General features: G+C 60.7%; 18 protein-coding genes. 8 read left to right on the top strand and 10 right to left on the bottom strand.

Going from position 1 to position 14492, the window contains the following annotated elements:
* Positions 1 to 9 precede the first annotated feature (9 nt).
* Positions 10 to 840: a hypothetical protein gene (locus ACVHNU_RS24070; protein ID WP_473018425.1), complete on the bottom strand. Its 831-nt coding sequence runs from the start codon at positions 838 to 840 to the stop codon at positions 10 to 12.
* Between the two features lie 60 nt (positions 841 to 900).
* Here ACVHNU_RS24070 and ACVHNU_RS24065 point away from each other — a divergent pair, with 60 nt between their 5' ends.
* Complete coding sequence (locus tag ACVHNU_RS24065; protein WP_473018424.1) at positions 901 to 1095, top strand: HigA family addiction module antitoxin; 195 nt, start codon at positions 901 to 903, stop codon at positions 1093 to 1095.
* A 280-nt stretch (positions 1096 to 1375) separates the two neighbouring features.
* On the opposite strand, the gene ACVHNU_RS24060 is transcribed toward ACVHNU_RS24065, so the two are convergent.
* Positions 1376 to 1636, bottom strand: a complete 261-nt coding sequence (locus ACVHNU_RS24060; RefSeq protein ID WP_007920416.1) for an accessory factor UbiK family protein — start codon at positions 1634 to 1636, stop codon at positions 1376 to 1378.
* Positions 1637 to 2049: 413 nt separating this feature from the next.
* On the opposite strand from ACVHNU_RS24060, the gene glnK reads away from it, so the two are divergent.
* The 4 genes from glnK to sutA all read left to right on the top strand — a co-directional run bounded on the left by glnK (position 2050) and on the right by sutA (position 4834).
* On the top strand, positions 2050 to 2388 hold the full coding sequence (gene glnK / locus ACVHNU_RS24055) for a P-II family nitrogen regulator (protein WP_002555808.1): 339 nt from the start codon (positions 2050 to 2052) through the stop codon (positions 2386 to 2388).
* Positions 2389 to 2425: 37 nt separating this feature from the next.
* Positions 2426 to 3763, top strand: coding sequence for an ammonium transporter (locus ACVHNU_RS24050; RefSeq protein ID WP_103483682.1), 1338 nt, complete (start codon positions 2426 to 2428; stop codon positions 3761 to 3763).
* 216 nt (positions 3764 to 3979) lie between these two features.
* Positions 3980 to 4405 carry a secondary thiamine-phosphate synthase enzyme YjbQ gene (locus ACVHNU_RS24045; protein WP_003229414.1) on the top strand — a complete coding sequence of 142 codons (426 nt, stop codon included), beginning with the start codon at positions 3980 to 3982 and terminating at the stop codon, positions 4403 to 4405.
* Positions 4406 to 4507: 102 nt separating this feature from the next.
* A complete protein-coding gene (gene sutA, locus ACVHNU_RS24040) occupies positions 4508 to 4834 on the top strand; it encodes a transcriptional regulator SutA (RefSeq protein ID WP_003229413.1) in 327 nt (108 codons plus the stop codon).
* 188 nt (positions 4835 to 5022) lie between these two features.
* On the opposite strand, the gene ACVHNU_RS24035 is transcribed toward sutA, so the two are convergent.
* The 6 genes from ACVHNU_RS24035 to lptM are packed head-to-tail and all read right to left on the bottom strand — an operon-like array spanning position 5023 to position 9635.
* The gene (locus tag ACVHNU_RS24035) at positions 5023 to 5730 is read right to left on the bottom strand and encodes an HAD family hydrolase (protein ID WP_473018423.1); all 708 of its coding nucleotides are present in this window, start codon (positions 5728 to 5730) and stop codon (positions 5023 to 5025) included.
* Complete coding sequence (xerC, locus tag ACVHNU_RS24030) at positions 5727 to 6626, bottom strand: tyrosine recombinase XerC (RefSeq protein ID WP_226500818.1); 900 nt, start codon at positions 6624 to 6626, stop codon at positions 5727 to 5729. Before xerC ends, ACVHNU_RS24035 begins: the two co-directional genes overlap by 4 nt.
* 2 nt (positions 6627 to 6628) lie before the next feature.
* Complete coding sequence (locus ACVHNU_RS24025) at positions 6629 to 7354, bottom strand: DUF484 family protein (RefSeq protein ID WP_003229406.1); 726 nt, start codon at positions 7352 to 7354, stop codon at positions 6629 to 6631.
* A gap of 13 nt (positions 7355 to 7367) precedes the next feature.
* Positions 7368 to 8198 (bottom strand): diaminopimelate epimerase, encoded by an 831-nt coding sequence (gene dapF / locus ACVHNU_RS24020; RefSeq protein WP_103483680.1) that lies wholly within the window; start codon positions 8196 to 8198, stop codon positions 7368 to 7370.
* A 3-nt stretch (positions 8199 to 8201) separates the two neighbouring features.
* Entirely contained in the window at positions 8202 to 9449 is a 1248-nt protein-coding gene (gene lysA / locus ACVHNU_RS24015; RefSeq protein WP_262142428.1) for a diaminopimelate decarboxylase, read from the bottom strand.
* Between the two features lie 9 nt (positions 9450 to 9458).
* On the bottom strand, positions 9459 to 9635 hold the full coding sequence (gene lptM, locus ACVHNU_RS24010) for an LPS translocon maturation chaperone LptM (RefSeq protein WP_003229400.1): 177 nt from the start codon (positions 9633 to 9635) through the stop codon (positions 9459 to 9461).
* A 326-nt stretch (positions 9636 to 9961) separates the two neighbouring features.
* Between lptM and cyaY the strand changes: the two genes are divergently transcribed.
* The 3 genes from cyaY (at position 9962) to rnk (ending at position 11184) form a co-directional block, all read left to right on the top strand.
* Positions 9962 to 10294 carry an iron donor protein CyaY gene (gene cyaY, locus ACVHNU_RS24005; protein ID WP_003229398.1) on the top strand — a complete coding sequence of 111 codons (333 nt, stop codon included), beginning with the start codon at positions 9962 to 9964 and terminating at the stop codon, positions 10292 to 10294.
* Between the two features lie 4 nt (positions 10295 to 10298).
* A complete protein-coding gene (locus ACVHNU_RS24000; RefSeq protein WP_083367570.1) occupies positions 10299 to 10517 on the top strand; it encodes a DUF1289 domain-containing protein in 219 nt (72 codons plus the stop codon).
* A gap of 256 nt (positions 10518 to 10773) precedes the next feature.
* Positions 10774 to 11184 carry a nucleoside diphosphate kinase regulator gene (gene rnk / locus ACVHNU_RS23995; protein ID WP_047596730.1) on the top strand — a complete coding sequence of 137 codons (411 nt, stop codon included), beginning with the start codon at positions 10774 to 10776 and terminating at the stop codon, positions 11182 to 11184.
* A gap of 7 nt (positions 11185 to 11191) precedes the next feature.
* Here the strand turns inward: rnk and ACVHNU_RS23990 are convergent, their stop codons facing one another.
* Positions 11192 to 14032 carry a class I adenylate cyclase gene (locus ACVHNU_RS23990; RefSeq protein ID WP_473018422.1) on the bottom strand — a complete coding sequence of 947 codons (2841 nt, stop codon included), beginning with the start codon at positions 14030 to 14032 and terminating at the stop codon, positions 11192 to 11194.
* 183 nt (positions 14033 to 14215) lie between these two features.
* Positions 14216 to 14461 (bottom strand): TIGR02647 family protein, encoded by a 246-nt coding sequence (locus ACVHNU_RS23985; protein ID WP_003229392.1) that lies wholly within the window; start codon positions 14459 to 14461, stop codon positions 14216 to 14218.
* Between the last annotated feature and the right edge of the window lie 31 nt (positions 14462 to 14492).

The following is a 14492-nucleotide window of genomic DNA, read 5'->3' as shown; positions in this document are numbered from 1 at the left end:
TTGCGGTACTCAGGTTCCACCACCGGCGAGCCAACCATCGGGCTCCATTTCCTTGCCATAGGTCGCGGCCACTTTCAGAAAATGCCGCTGACTGGCTGAAACTCTGTCCGGCAAACCGAGTGCCTCGGTACCCGGTTTGGAAACCCGTGCCGGTTGAGCTTTCTGCTTCTTCTGCTTCATAAACACCTCAGGTGCCGGGACACTTGATTCGATCTTATTGGTCGTCCAATGGAAAGACAGGCGACCGGTTGTATCAAAATAAAATCCCAGTGTTTGATAGTAAGGGATGGCGCCTGAGTCTGGCTCTTGGACTTCGATTTGCGTGTACCCCAGCTTCCGGGCGTAGAACTCTGTTGTCAGCAATGCCATCGGAGCGATCCAGCCCCGCAAGGTATTCGTCTTGCAGGTGTGTCCCTGCAAAAGGACGATTTTCATGCAGATCGTGCTTCTTCGCGGCGTTGCGTAGCACAATCCGCACAGTTCTTCTTCGTACCACAACGCCAAGTCCAGTCCTTTTGCATCTTTGGTCTTCCAGTCCAGAACAGCTTCCCAAGGAAATCCAATTGGGCCGCTCCACTGGTGATATGCGTTGATTGCTAATGGAGTAATCGGATCGATCCTGAGTGATAGAGGATCAACTCCAGCTGCCAGGGCTTCTGGGTCCATGGACATTGTTTGATGTGCGAGTTTGCGGGAATCAGATTTGAGTGTCTGATTTCGAAGCTCGGTACCTTTTCCTTTTCGTCGCATCGTCTTGTTCTGTGGGATCAATCTGCAGACGATATCGAAGGCATTGATGCTTACGTAATCAGGCGTAGGAGCTGATTTTTGTAGGGCCATGCCCTGATAGTTGTAGGACGCCGGCGAAACGGTTTCGATAGCTTGCTGGAACCGTTGGGCATGACTGTCATGGACCTGGCCATGCCCACGAAATGGCCTGAAACCGAGATCGAGAAGCTTGTGAAATGCCAGCTCAGGATCTGCGCCGATCTGGCAATCAGGCTGGCGATCCACCTCAAAACCACGCCTGAGTTCTGGATGAATCTTCAATCGACTTACGATTTACGCCGAGCTCAGATCAGGTACGCGGGTTAGCGAACCGGAGCAAAAGGAACCCGGCAGACCCGAAGGTCTCCCAGGCACAATCGCCATGAAACGATGTGCGGTAAATGTAGCCGCCATCATGGTCGTCGTGCGCCTTGAGCTGTTCGGGTCGCCAAACCCGGTGCTGAACATTCAGCATCGGGTGAGCTTGGAGACCTGGGCTTTTCGGCGCAATCGGACGGCGGTGCAAGTTGTAGGACGTTGCCGGGATGGTTGAAGGGCTGGAGATCAAAAGATCGCAGCCTTCGGCAGCTCCTACAGGGGGAGCGGATTATTCAGCGGGCGGTGTCAGCTTCGCTTCCATCTCGGCAACTTTCGCTTCGAGGCTCTCGAGGCGAGCGCGGGTACGGGCCAGTACGACCATCTGACTGTCAAACTCTTCCCGGCTCACCAGATCCAGTTTGCTGAATGCACTTTGCAACAGCATCTTGAACTGGCTTTCGATTTCGGCTTTCGGCAGCGGGGTGTCACCGCTGAACAGGCGGGAGGCAGTGCCGCTCAGGGCGTCGAGGAAGTCTTTGGGCGCGAGCATGGTGGATGTCCTGTAAACAATGGCGGGCAGTGTATCACGCAGTGTCTATAGTCATTTGCGCAGGCATGGATGCACGCTTTTCGCGCAAGCGGACGGACGGCAGCGCACCGTTGTTGTGCGTATCCATCGCGGGTTTTGTGCGCGAGCGCCTGCGGCTGCGGCCAAGGGATTGAAATCAGGGGAATTTCGCGAGATGGCAAGCTTTCTGCTTAGTCGGTAGTGACCCATGCACTGATGCAGTCGCTGTGACGAATGCAGTGCGGCAGGCGGGACGGGGAGTTTCGCCGGCAGCGGTTAGCTGGCGTCAGTCGGGCAGGTAAGGCCGACGATGCGTTACAAAGCCAGGCACTGCGCTTAGACTTGAGTCGGGTTTGTTTTCCTGGGGCAAGTCCACCAATTCGGGAGAGAGTTTCATGAAGCTAGTCACTGCCATCATCAAGCCGTTCAAGTTGGACGACGTGCGCGAGTCGCTGTCCGAAATCGGCGTGCAGGGCATTACCGTCACTGAAGTCAAAGGCTTCGGCCGGCAGAAGGGTCACACCGAGCTGTATCGCGGCGCGGAGTATGTGGTCGATTTTCTGCCCAAGGTGAAAATCGACGTTGCCATCGACGACAAGGATCTGGATCGGGTGATCGAGGCGATCACCAAGGCTGCCAACACCGGCAAGATCGGTGACGGCAAGATCTTCGTGGTCAATCTGGAACAGGCGATCCGCATTCGTACCGGCGAAACCGATACCGACGCGATCTAAACGCCGCCACAAACCCAACGCCCCAGGAGAAAACAATATGACTCTGCGTAAATTCGCAGGGCTAGGCGCCCTGTTGTCCATCGTAATGCCCGGCCTGGCTATGGCGGCAGATCCGGTGGCGCCTCCAGTCCTCAATTCCGGCGACACCGCCTGGATGCTGACCTCCACAGCCCTCGTGCTGTTCATGACCATTCCCGGCCTCGCGCTGTTCTACGGCGGCATGGTGCGGTCGAAAAACATTCTTTCGGTGATGATGCAGTGCTTCGCCATTACCGGCCTGGTCACCATCCTGTGGTTCCTTTATGGCTACAGCATGGCGTTCGACACCACCGGGATGGAAGCCAACGTCGTCAACCTGAACTCCTTCGTCGGCAGCTTTGCCAAGGCCTTCCTCGCGGGCATCACGCCTGCCAGCATTACCGGCCCGGCAGCACTGTTCCCTGAAGCGGTGTTCGTCACTTATCAAATGACCTTCGCCATCATCACCCCGGCGCTGATCGTCGGTGCCTTCGCCGAGCGCATGAAGTTCTCCGCGATGCTGGTGTTCATGGGCGTCTGGTTCACTCTGGTGTATGCGCCGATCGCGCACATGGTCTGGAGCGGTCCGGGTTCGCTGCTGGGCGACTGGGGCGTGCTCGATTTCGCCGGCGGCACCGTGGTTCACATCAACGCCGGTATCGCCGGTCTGGTGGCGTGCCTGGTGCTGGGCAAGCGCAAAGGCTTCCCGACCACCCCGATGGCACCGCACAACCTTGGTTACACCCTGATGGGCGCGGCGATGCTGTGGGTCGGCTGGTTCGGCTTCAACGCCGGTTCCGCCGCGGCCGCCAACGGAACTGCCGGCATGGCGATGCTGGTGACTCAGATCGCTACCGCTGCTGCAGCATTGGGCTGGATGTTCGCCGAGTGGATCACCCACGGCAAACCTAGCGCACTGGGCATTGCCTCGGGTGTGGTTGCAGGTCTGGTGGCAATCACGCCGGCAGCCGGTACCGTGGGCCCGATGGGCTCGCTGATCATCGGTCTGGCGGCCGGTGTGGTGTGCTTCTTCTGCGCGACCACGCTGAAACGCAAACTCGGTTACGACGACTCCCTGGATGCCTTCGGCGTGCACGGTATCGGCGGTATCCTCGGCGCGATTCTCACCGGCGTGTTCGCCGCGCCGGCGCTGGGTGGCTTCGGCACCGTGACCGACATCGCTTCGCAAGTGTGGATTCAGTGCAAAGGCGTCGGCTTCACGGTGATCTACACCGCGATCGTCACCTTCATCATCCTCAAGGTACTGGACGTGGTCATGGGCCTGCGTGCCACCGAGGAAGAAGAGGCAGTGGGTCTGGACCTGGCACAACACAACGAACGCGGCTACAACCTGTAAGTACGCGCATCGAAAAAACTTGCCCGGCTTGCCGGGCATTTTTTTGTCTGGAATTTGTCATTCAGGTAGTGGCTGAAAGGATTTTTCGTACGGCTTTGGTCGTGTTTACGACAAGCGTTTTTCTGCGGCCAATGGCTTACATCATTGCAGGAATATTAGGGCCTTTGTTTTTTCCCAGAGCGCGCTAGAATGCGCCCCGAACGTGCGGAGAACTGTATGTGGCAACAGACTCTGATAACCCTGCGGGCACGGCCCCGGGGCTTTCATCTGGTAACGGACGAGTTACTCGCCGGCCTGCCTGAACTCAAGGCGTGCCGGGTCGGTCTGTTGCATTTGTGGCTGCAGCATACCTCGGCGTCGTTGACCATCAACGAGAACGCCGATCCGGCGGTCCGTCGCGACTTCGAACGATTTTTCAATCGTCTGATCCCACAAGGAACAGACGGCTATGAGCATAACGACGAAGGCCTGGACGACCTCCCGGCGCACTTCAAGGCCAGCGTACTTGGCTGCCAGATCAGTCTGCCGGTTTCGGCAGGGCGACTGGCTCTGGGAACCTGGCAAGGCGTTTATCTGGGCGAGCACCGTGATCATGGCGGTGCCCGTAAAGTCCTCGCCACCCTGCACGGTGAAGGGGCGTAAACCGTTGGTCACCAGCGGTTACCGATTTTTTTACGGCGACTTTCGACAGTCGCCAAAGCTGGTCTATAACTAATCTGCTTTTCGCAAGTCATGAGGTAGAACATGAGCGACGATGATCTGGAAAACGACGACCTCGAAGTAGGCGACGAAGACGAGGCCGAGGAAGGCCTGGAAGCAGCAGCGGAAGACGTTGCTGACGACGATGGCGGTGACGATACGCCGGCCCCGGCTGCCAAAGGCAAAGCCAAGGCTGCGGTGTCGATCGACGAATTGCCGAGCATCGAAGCCAAGAACAAGGAGCGCGACGCCCTGGCCAAGGCCATGGAAGAATTCCTTGCGCGCGGCGGCAAGGTGCAGGAAGTGGAGGCCAACGTGGTCGCCGATCCGCCCAAGAAGCCGGACAACAAGTACGGCAGCCGCCCTATCTGAGGCGTGCCGCTTGCTTGCTGAAAAAGCCCGCCGTCGCTGCGGGCTTTTTCATGCCTGAAATAAAGTCATGGATGCACGCAATCCCCTGTGGGAGCGGGCTTGCTCGCGAAGGCGGTGTGTCATTCAAATTATATGTCGGCTGACACGGCCTCTTCGCGAGCAAGCCCGCTCCCACAGGGGATAGTGGATCAGTTCGAGAGGGCATTCCAGCGCGCCAGTACTGCCGGCAAATCAGTCAGGCTGCGGATCTCGGCGTCCGGCAGGCGCTCGGCTTCCCAGACCTTGCCCGCCGGGTTGAACCAGATCGCGCGCATGCCCGCTTGTTGCGCCCCGGCAATGTCATCGCCGGGATGATCACCAATGTGTACCGCCAGATCAGCGCTCACACCACCACGCTGCAACGCCTCGTGAAACAGCCGCACATCCGGCTTGGCGATGCCGATGTCTTCCGCGCACAACGCAAACTTGAAGTAATCCGCCAGGCCCAATCGACGCACGTCGGCATTGCCGTTGGTGACCACGCCGAGGGCGTAGTGGTTGGCGAGGATTTCCAGAGTCGGTTCGACCTCGGGAAATACCGTGATCTGGTGCCGCGCGTGCAGGAACACTTCAAAACTCTTGTCGGCCAGATCGGAAGCTTCACCGTAGGTGTATCCGGCTTCTTCCAGCGCGTGGAACAGCACGCGCCGACGCAACGCGCTGATGCGATGTTTGAGGCCCGGTTCGCTGGCCAGCACCCGCTCGCGAATCGCCCACAGATGCTCCACCGGCACCGCGCCCAGATTGGGTGCGTGTTCGCTCAACCACTGGCGCAATACCGCTTCGGCGCTGACGATCACCGGGGCGGTGTCCCACAGGGTGTCGTCGAGGTCGAAGGTGATCAACTGGATGTTCATGAATCGTCGCCTTTGCTGCGTTTGGCCCGTGGATGGGCGCTATCGTAGACCGCCGCCAGGTGCTGGAAGTCCAGGTGGGTGTAGATCTGCGTGGTCTTGATGTCCGAGTGGCCGAGCAGTTCCTGCACCGCGCGCAGATCCTGCGAGGATTCCAGCAAGTGGCTGGCGAAAGAGTGCCGCAGCATGTGCGGGTGCAGGTTCTGCCCCAGTTCGCGCGCGCCGGCCAGTTTCACCCGAACCTGAATCGCCCGCGGACCAAGACGCCGGCCTTGCTGGCTGACGAACACGGCGTCGTCGGCCGGGTTGGTCATGGCCCGCAGCGGCAGCCATTGCTCGAGTGCTTCGCGAGCCTTTTTGCCGACCGGCAGCAGACGGGTCTTGCTGCCCTTGCCGAGCACCTGAACCATGCCGTCGGCCAGATCCAGCTGATCGAGATTGAGCCCGGTCAGCTCGGACAGGCGCAGGCCCGAGGAATAGAACAGTTCGAGAATCGCCTGATCACGACGGGCGAGAAAATCGTCCTCGACCGCACCTTCAAGCAGTTGCAACGCACGGTCGGTGTCGAGGGTTTTTGGCAGGCGCCGCTCGCCTTTCGGCGGCGCCAGACCGGTCGCCGGGTCGTGGTCGCACAGGCCTTCGCGATTCAGATAGTGATAGAGCCCGCGCACCGCTGAAAGTAATCGGGCGAGGCTGCGCGACGACTGCCCCTGGGCATGCAGGCGGGCGATCAGGCTGCGCAGACGCTGAATATCCAGCGCCGCCCAACTGCCGATGTTCTGCTTGAGGCACCAGCCGAGGACTTTATCGAGGTCGCGGCGATAGGCCGACAGGGTGTGCGGCGACACCTGTCGCTCACTGCGCAGGTGTTCGCAGTAAGCGTCCAGTTGTCGTTCCATGCTCAGCGTACCGAGCGCAGGGAACTGTTGACCCGTGGCAGCACGCGGCCCATGACTTCGGCGATGTAGCTGAGGAACAGCGTGCCGACCGAACTCTTGTAATGCTGCGGGTCACGGCTGGCGATTGCCAGAATGCCGTGGATGCCTTGATGGCTGACCGCAACCACTGCAGTTGAGCCGATCTGCTTGCGCTGTTCTTCGCCGAACAGGAAGTCCAGCTCATGTTCACGCAGGGTGCCGCTGACGCTCTTGCCTTCGGTGAGCAGACCGCCGATGGCGGTCTGCGCGTCGGCATGGGTCACCCAGCGGCCAACCGGCGCCGGGTTGTCGCCGAGCAAGATCAGGCTGACAAAGGGCACCTGAAAATCCTGACGCAGGCTGTCTTCGACGCTGATCACCACGTCTTCCAGACTGGCGGCGTCCATCAGGGACAGGATCAGGCGGCGGGTCTTGTCGAACAGGCGGTCGTTGTCGCGGGCCACGTCCATCAACTGCGAGAGGCGATGCCGCATCTCGATGTTGCGGTCGCGCAGGATGCTCATCTGCCGTTCGACCAGCGATACGGTGTCACCGCGCTGATGCGGAATGCGCAGGGCGGGCAGCAGTTCTTCGTGCTCGACGAAGAAGTCCGGATGAGCCTCGAGGTATGCGGCAACCGCTGCCGCCTCCAGGCTCTCGGACGCTGATTCGTCGGACTGTCGGGCGGGTACCTGAGGCTTATCGGTCATGGCTTCTGCTCACTCAAAGACGCACTTGTCCTTCGTATACACGCACTGCCGGGCCGGTCATCAGCACCGGTTGGCCTGGGCCTGCCCATTCAATGGACAGACGCCCGCCGGGCAGGTCGATCATCAGCGGCGAATCCATCCACCCCTGACTGATTGCAGCTACAGCGGCGGCGCAGGCGCCGGTGCCACAGGCCTGAGTTTCCCCGGCGCCGCGTTCCCAGACGCGCAACTGCGCACGGTTGCGGTCGATGACCTGGATGAAACCGACATTGACCCGCGCCGGGAAGCGCGGGTGGTGTTCGATTTTCGGCCCCAGTTCATGCACCGGTGCGTTGTTGATGTCCTGTACGCGCAGCACAGCATGGGGATTGCCCATCGACACGGCGGCCAGCTCGACCGTGGTGCCGTCGACCTCCAGTTGATAGCTGGTAGCCTGCGCCGGCGCGTCGAACGGAATGTCCGCCGGCACCAGGCGCGGCGCGCCCATGTTCACCCCGATCTGGCCGTCGTTACGCACGTCCAGCTCGATGATGCCGCCCTTGGTCTCGACGCGAATCTGCCGTTTGGCCGTCAGGCGCTTGTCCAGAACGAAGCGCGCGAAGCAGCGTGCACCGTTGCCGCACTGTTCCACTTCCGAGCCATCGGAGTTGAAGATCCGGTAACGGAAATCCACGTCCGGGTTGCTCGGCGCTTCGACGATCAGCAACTGGTCGAAACCGATACCGGTGTGCCGGTCGCCCCATTGCTTGGCGTGCTTGGGCTGAATATGCGCGTGCTGGCTGACCAGGTCGAGAACCATGAAGTCATTGCCCAGGCCGTGCATTTTGGTAAAACGCAGCAGCATGGGTTACTCCGGCAGCAGGCTTTCGCCGGCAAACAGCTCGGCCACGGTTTCGCGGCGGCGCACTTCAAAAACCTGATCACCGTCTACCAACACTTCAGCGGCACGGCCACGGGTGTTGTAGTTGGAACTCATCACGAAGCCGTAGGCACCGGCCGAATGCACGGCCAGCAGGTCGCCTTCTTCCAGCGCCAGCTCACGATCCTTGGCGAGGAAATCGCCGGTTTCGCAGATCGGGCCGACCACGTCGTACTGGCGTGCGGCGGTGTCGCGCGGCTTGACCGCGGTGATGTCCATCCAGGCCTGATACAGCGCCGGGCGGATCAGGTCGTTCATCGCCGCGTCGACGATGGCGAAATCCTTGTGTTCGGTGTGCTTGAGGTACTCGACCTGAGTCAGCAGCACGCCGGCGTTGGCGACAATGAAGCGGCCCGGTTCGAACACCAGCGCCAGGTCACGGCCGTTCAGACGCTCGCGCACAGCCTTGATGTAGTCGCCGGCCAGTGGCGGCTCTTCATCGCGATAACGCACGCCCAGGCCACCACCGAGATCGATGTGGCGCAGGTGAATGCCGCAATCGCCGAGGCGGTCGACCAGATCCAGCAGACGGTCGAGGGCATCGAGGAACGGTGGCAACGTGGTCAGTTGCGAGCCGATGTGGCAGTCGACACCGATCACTTCCAGGTTCGGCAGGTGCGCGGCACGCACGTACACGTCTTCGGCGTCGGCAATGGCGATGCCGAACTTGTTCTCTTTGAGACCGGTGGAAATGTACGGGTGGGTGCCGGCGTCGACGTCCGGATTCACGCGCAGCGAAACCGGTGCGCGAACACCCAGCTCGGCAGCCACGACTTGCAGGCGCTCAAGCTCGTCGGTGGATTCGACGTTGAAGCAGTGCACGCCGACTTCCAGCGCGCGACGCATGTCGTCACGGGTCTTGCCGACGCCGGAGAACACGATCTTGTCGGCGCTGCCGCCAGCGGCCAGCACACGTTCCAGCTCGCCACGGGAAACGATGTCGAAACCGGCGCCGAGACGGGCCAGGACATTCAGCACGCCGAGGTTGGAGTTGGCCTTGACTGCGTAGCAGACCAGGTGCGGCATGCCGGCCAGCGCATCGGCGTAGGCCAGATATTGGGCTTCGATGTGCGCACGCGAGTAGACATAAGTGGGCGTGCCGAAGCGGTCGGCGATGGCGGACAGGGCCACACCTTCCGCGAACAGCTCCCCGCCACGGTAGTTAAAAGCGTCCATGGCGATCCCTTATTGGTAAACGTCGTGCTTGTGCGCCTTGGAGGCAGGTTGTTGTTGCGACGACTTGGCTTGCTCGGCCGGATCCTGATCGTCATCCGGCAGGTACAGCGGGCCTTTTTGACCACAGGCGGAAACGAGGCAGGCAACCGCGACGAGCGCAGCAAGGGAAGAGATCAGGCGCTTCATGGCGAAATCCTTGAAAATGCGTTAATTGCGCCGGAGTATACCGGCCACCCGGCAGCTTGCCTATGCGAGGGGGTTCCCGTCCGGCGGGGCTTGCCCAAAGCTGTCCGGGCTTGCGCAATGCCCTGTAGGAGTGAGCCTGCTCGCGATTGCGGTGTGTCCGCCAGCAATAATGTTGAATGTGCCGGCCATTCGCGAGCAGGCTCACTCCTACAGGGTTTGGTGTCGGGAGTGGGGCAGGTGCTTGGTCGTTATCCTTTGCAATCGGCCGGCAGCGTCCGTATCTTGCGGCGCTTGAGCCTGATCAGACATTTTTTGAGGTTGCCACAATGAGTTTGTCCGAAGCGCGTTTCCACGATCTGGTCGATGAAACCCAGGAAAAACTGGAGGACATCTTTGACGAAAGCGACCTGGATATCGACCTGGAAAGCTCGGCCGGTGTACTGACTGTGAAGTTTGAAAACGGCACGCAGCTGATCTTCAGCCGTCAGGAGCCGTTGCGTCAGCTGTGGTTGGCGGCGGTCTCCGGCGGTTTCCACTTCGACTACGACGAAGAGAGCGAGCGCTGGATGTGCGACAAGAGCGAAGAGCAACTGGGCGAGATGCTCGAGCGCATCGTCAAGCAGCAGGCCGGTGTCGAATTCGATTTCGAAGGTCTGTGATTTCGTGACTGACACCGCACCTGTTCGTCCGCCAAAGCCGCTTTACAGCAACATCAGCCCGGCCGTGCCTTCGCCGTGCAGCGGCGTGTGCCGGCTGGATGAACAGAAGGTTTGTCTCGGCTGCTTCCGCCATGTCGAGGATATTCGCGAATGGCGCTCGGCAGACGATCAGCGCCGTCGGATCATCTGCCAGCAGGCTGCCGCACGAAAATCACAAGCCTGATCCGATCTGTGGCGAGGGAGCTTGCTCCCGCTCGGCTGCGCAGCAGTCGTAGGCATTTCAGGGCCGCTACGCGCCCCAGCGGGAGCAAGCTCCCTCGCCACAAGGGTCTCCTCCGGTCTGGAGGGTGGCTTGTATATTTTTTGAGCTGTGATAGTGTCCGAACACGCCTCAACCCATCGAGGCCTGGTGAAAACCCCGTCTTTTTTGGCGGGGTTTTGCTTTTTTTGTGTGCAGAAGAAAGGAGTCTGCCCGGATCATGACCGCACCTTCCATCACCCTTACCCGTCTGGACGTACAACGTCTGGAGCGCCTGATCGACAGCCTGGATGACACGCTGCCGGGCGTGATCGCGCTGCAAACCGAACTGGACCGCGCCGATACACTGGTCGGCCACGATGAAGTGCCCGCTGATGTCGTGACGATGAATTCCCGCGTGCACTGCCGCGAAGAAGGCAGCGGCAAGGACTATCACCTGACGCTGGTCTATCCCAAGGACGCCAACGCCGACGAAGGCAAGATCTCGATCCTGGCGCCGGTCGGCAGCGCGCTGCTCGGCCTGAAAGTCGGTCAGCACATCGACTGGCCTGCACCGGGTGGCAAGACCCTGAAACTGACCTTGCTGGAAGTGGAATCGCAGCCGGCCAACGGCGGTGAATTCCGCGAATAAACCCGCCTCAGACTTGTTCGAGCGCCTCGTTCAGGGCGCGCTCCAGGTCGGCCTTGTAGCGCAGATACAAATTGCTTGAACTCTGACCATCACCGAGCAGGCCCGAGAGGTCCAGGTCGGTGATGTAGCAGCGATAGCGCTCGGTCTCGCGGCGTTGCTCGACGATCTCCCGGGCGACCACGCGGAACAACTGGTCGCCATGTTCCAGCTCGCTGAATTCCCGTTGATTGCAATACAGCGTGACCTGCACCTCTCCGGGTGCGGCTTTGCCGACAATCGCCTGTACGTCGTAGAAAGGTTTGTTGACCGGTGTCTGCGGCGTTGGCCGAGCCTCGACCCGTCGAGCCCTGCCCGGGCCCGAGGGCAACAGCTGGTAATACAAAATATCGAGAACCGCCGGGCTGGCATCCATTGGCAGCAGCGCTTCACGGCGGTACTGGATCGATTGCAGAAAACGCTGCAGCGGCACCAGCAGGCTCTGTTCGTCGTGATACGGCAGATGCTGTTGCCACAGCGCGTTGAACTCATCCAGCACGTACAGTTCGGCCTGTTGTTCAGTGATCCGGTAGAACACCTGAATCGATTCCGGCTGGCCCATCGGCAGGATCAGTGCGAGATCGTGATCCTCCAGCGCCATCGGGTCCAGGTGCAGCGGGCTGTAGCGCGGCTGTTCTTCGCCGAGGTAATCCAACAGCGCCGGCAAGGTAGCGAGCGCGACATGGTTGACCTGGCCCGGCACCAGCTCCAGCACGTGATAGTGCTGTTGCACCTGAATCAGGTAGCGGTGATTGAGCTCGCTGAGCAGCAGGGTCTGCGCGGTGTCGATGACTTCTTCGACGCGCCGGGCAATGAACTGCGCGCGGTTGTGGCAGAAGCAGCGCACTTTCAATGTCGGCTGCTGCGGGCCGCGCGGCAGATTATTGAGGTAGTCGCGCAGGCAATCGAGCAACGCGTGGGGGCCGTCGAAACGGTTGACCAACACTTCGTTCCAACTGTTGAGCGTGACCTGATCGAGGGTCAGCACAAGGTTTTCGCGCACCCCGGCGTAACTCAGCGAGTCGGTGCGTTCGGTGGTCATCAGGATGTTCAGGTCGCGGTGATGCTTGAGCGGATCGACACCGACGTTGACCAGGATCAGCACTTCGCTCGGCACCGCGGCGCGCAGCAGCGGTTCTTCGGCGACGGTCGGCAAGGGCAGGGCGATGCACTGCTGCAGGCTGCCGAGCAGGTTGAACAGTTCGAACTCGCTCAAGTCGCTGGTGCCGGGGTGCAGGGCCAGACGGGTGCTGCTGTCGATCACGCCGTTGCGGTGGCACCAGGTCAGCAGTTCGAGCAACTCACGGCTGCGCTTGATCGGCGCGAAGTGCTCCCACTCCAGCGCGGTCAGGCTGCCGTTGTACAGGCCCCACTGGGTTTGCCCGGGCTCTTTTTTGTTCGGCGACTGCACCAGGGTCAAGGTGTCTTCGGCCAGATCCGGGGCGATGCCGGGATTGATGAACTCGACCTTGTCGGCCTTGCGTTCGAACGCGGCGTACAAGCGGCGGCCGAGCACATTGAGGTCGCGCTTGTTGATCAGGCTGACGGTCTGTTCGCTGCGGGCGAACTGGGTCAGGAAGCGATAACTGTAGTTCAGTTCATTGACCAGGGCGCGGCGTTCGGCACTGACCTGGCGGACTTTCCACTGGCTGCGGCTGTCGAGCAAGGCCAGTTGCCGCTGATCCCAATGCCACTCGTGGGCTAGGCGTTCCAGCAGCGAGCGCTGCCAGCTCTGGGTGCGGCTGTTGCCGGTAAGCTTGCGGTTGACCTTGAGATAAAGCGCGCGCCGCACCAGCTCCAACCGCTCCGGTTCGTTGCGGGCGCTGAGGTATTCCTCGATGCGTCGGTACACGACCATGTACGGATCGAGCTCATCCAGATCCAGCTGATTGGCGAACACGGCCTGCTTGTAGCGCAGGCTCAGGCACCGCACGTTCGGGTGCTCGCTGGCGTAGACCTCGGTCAGCAACAGCTTGAGCACCGACTTGTAGGGCGACTCGATGCCCTTGAACAATTGCCACAGGCCGGCGCCGATGAACTCGCCCGGTGGAATCGTCGCCAGATGCCCGAGATCAAGTGTCTCGTCGGCGCGAATGAAGCGCTTGGACAGTAGGGTGTGGGTGTACTGGTCGTAAGCGGTTTCTTCGTAGACCGGCACCAGCCACCAGATCGGTGTGCGCCCGGCCAGCCAGATCGCGGTGCGATAAAACTCGTCCAGCAACAGATAGTGCTGAGTGCTGCCGCAGTTTTCGGAGCTGAGCTGAGTGTCGCGTTCGCCTTTGACGAAGCGCACCGGATCGATCAGGAAGAAGTGCGCCTCGGCGCCCTGGGTCGCGGCCCAGGCTTCGAGGAGCTGGCATTTTTTGCGCAGTTCGGCGAGTTCGTTTTCGCTCAGGTCCGGTGCGTGGCAAACCCACACGTCCATGTCGCTCTGATCGGCCTGGGCCAGGGTGCCGAGGCTGCCCATCAGAAACAGTCCGTGAATCGGCCGAGGCGGGTTGCTGCCATGGCGTGGCTTGTAGGAGAACGAGCGGGTCAGGCGCTGCGCTTCGGCGAGGGCGCTGGCGTCCGGCTCATAGTTGGACAGCCCGGCGGGGGTGCTGCCGGAAACATAGCCTGGCAACAGCGGGTGATTGACGTGGAAGAACAGTGGCAGCAGGGTCAGCACGCCTTGCTGGCGGCTCGACAGACCTTCGAGTGCCCGGCCGAGCCGGCCTTCATTGAGTTTGAGAAAACGCGCGCGCAGCTGGCTGAGCACCTTGCGGTCGATGCCTTCGTCCAGGTCGGGGCGGATTTCATGGGTGCGCGTCATGTCAGCTCAAACCGGCTCGCAGGCTCGGACGAAGAGGGTCTCGGAATGGGGGGCAGTTTAGCCTTTGCGCAGCGGGACTTTTAAGCTGAATTTGTTTTTTGACGTCAGATTTTTAGCGCGGGGTGCCGGGTGGGCCCGCGGAAATCCCGTGGCAGGAGTTCCCGTGGGCAAAGACGGGGGGAATCAGGCGGTTTCCTGCTCTCTCAGAATGGTCAGCACGGTTTGCACATTTTGCGCGGCATCACGACCCAGGCTGGTCAGATACCCGCCATCAGGCTGGTCGGTGAGTTCTTTCTCGAAGAGGCGTTTGGCGGCGGCGATATGTTTCGGGGCAGCGGTCTGATGAATTTTCAAACCTTCCTGGGAACTGTCCAGGTTGAAGAGTGCGAGGACTTCCAGTTCGGCAACCAGCTCAGGGGTAAGCGACATAAGGACTCCAGACTTTCTAGGAATTGGACGA

The organism is Pseudomonas sp. Ors-4-3C (assembly GCF_055755035.1).
This window is presented reverse-complemented; position numbering and strand designations above follow the sequence as displayed.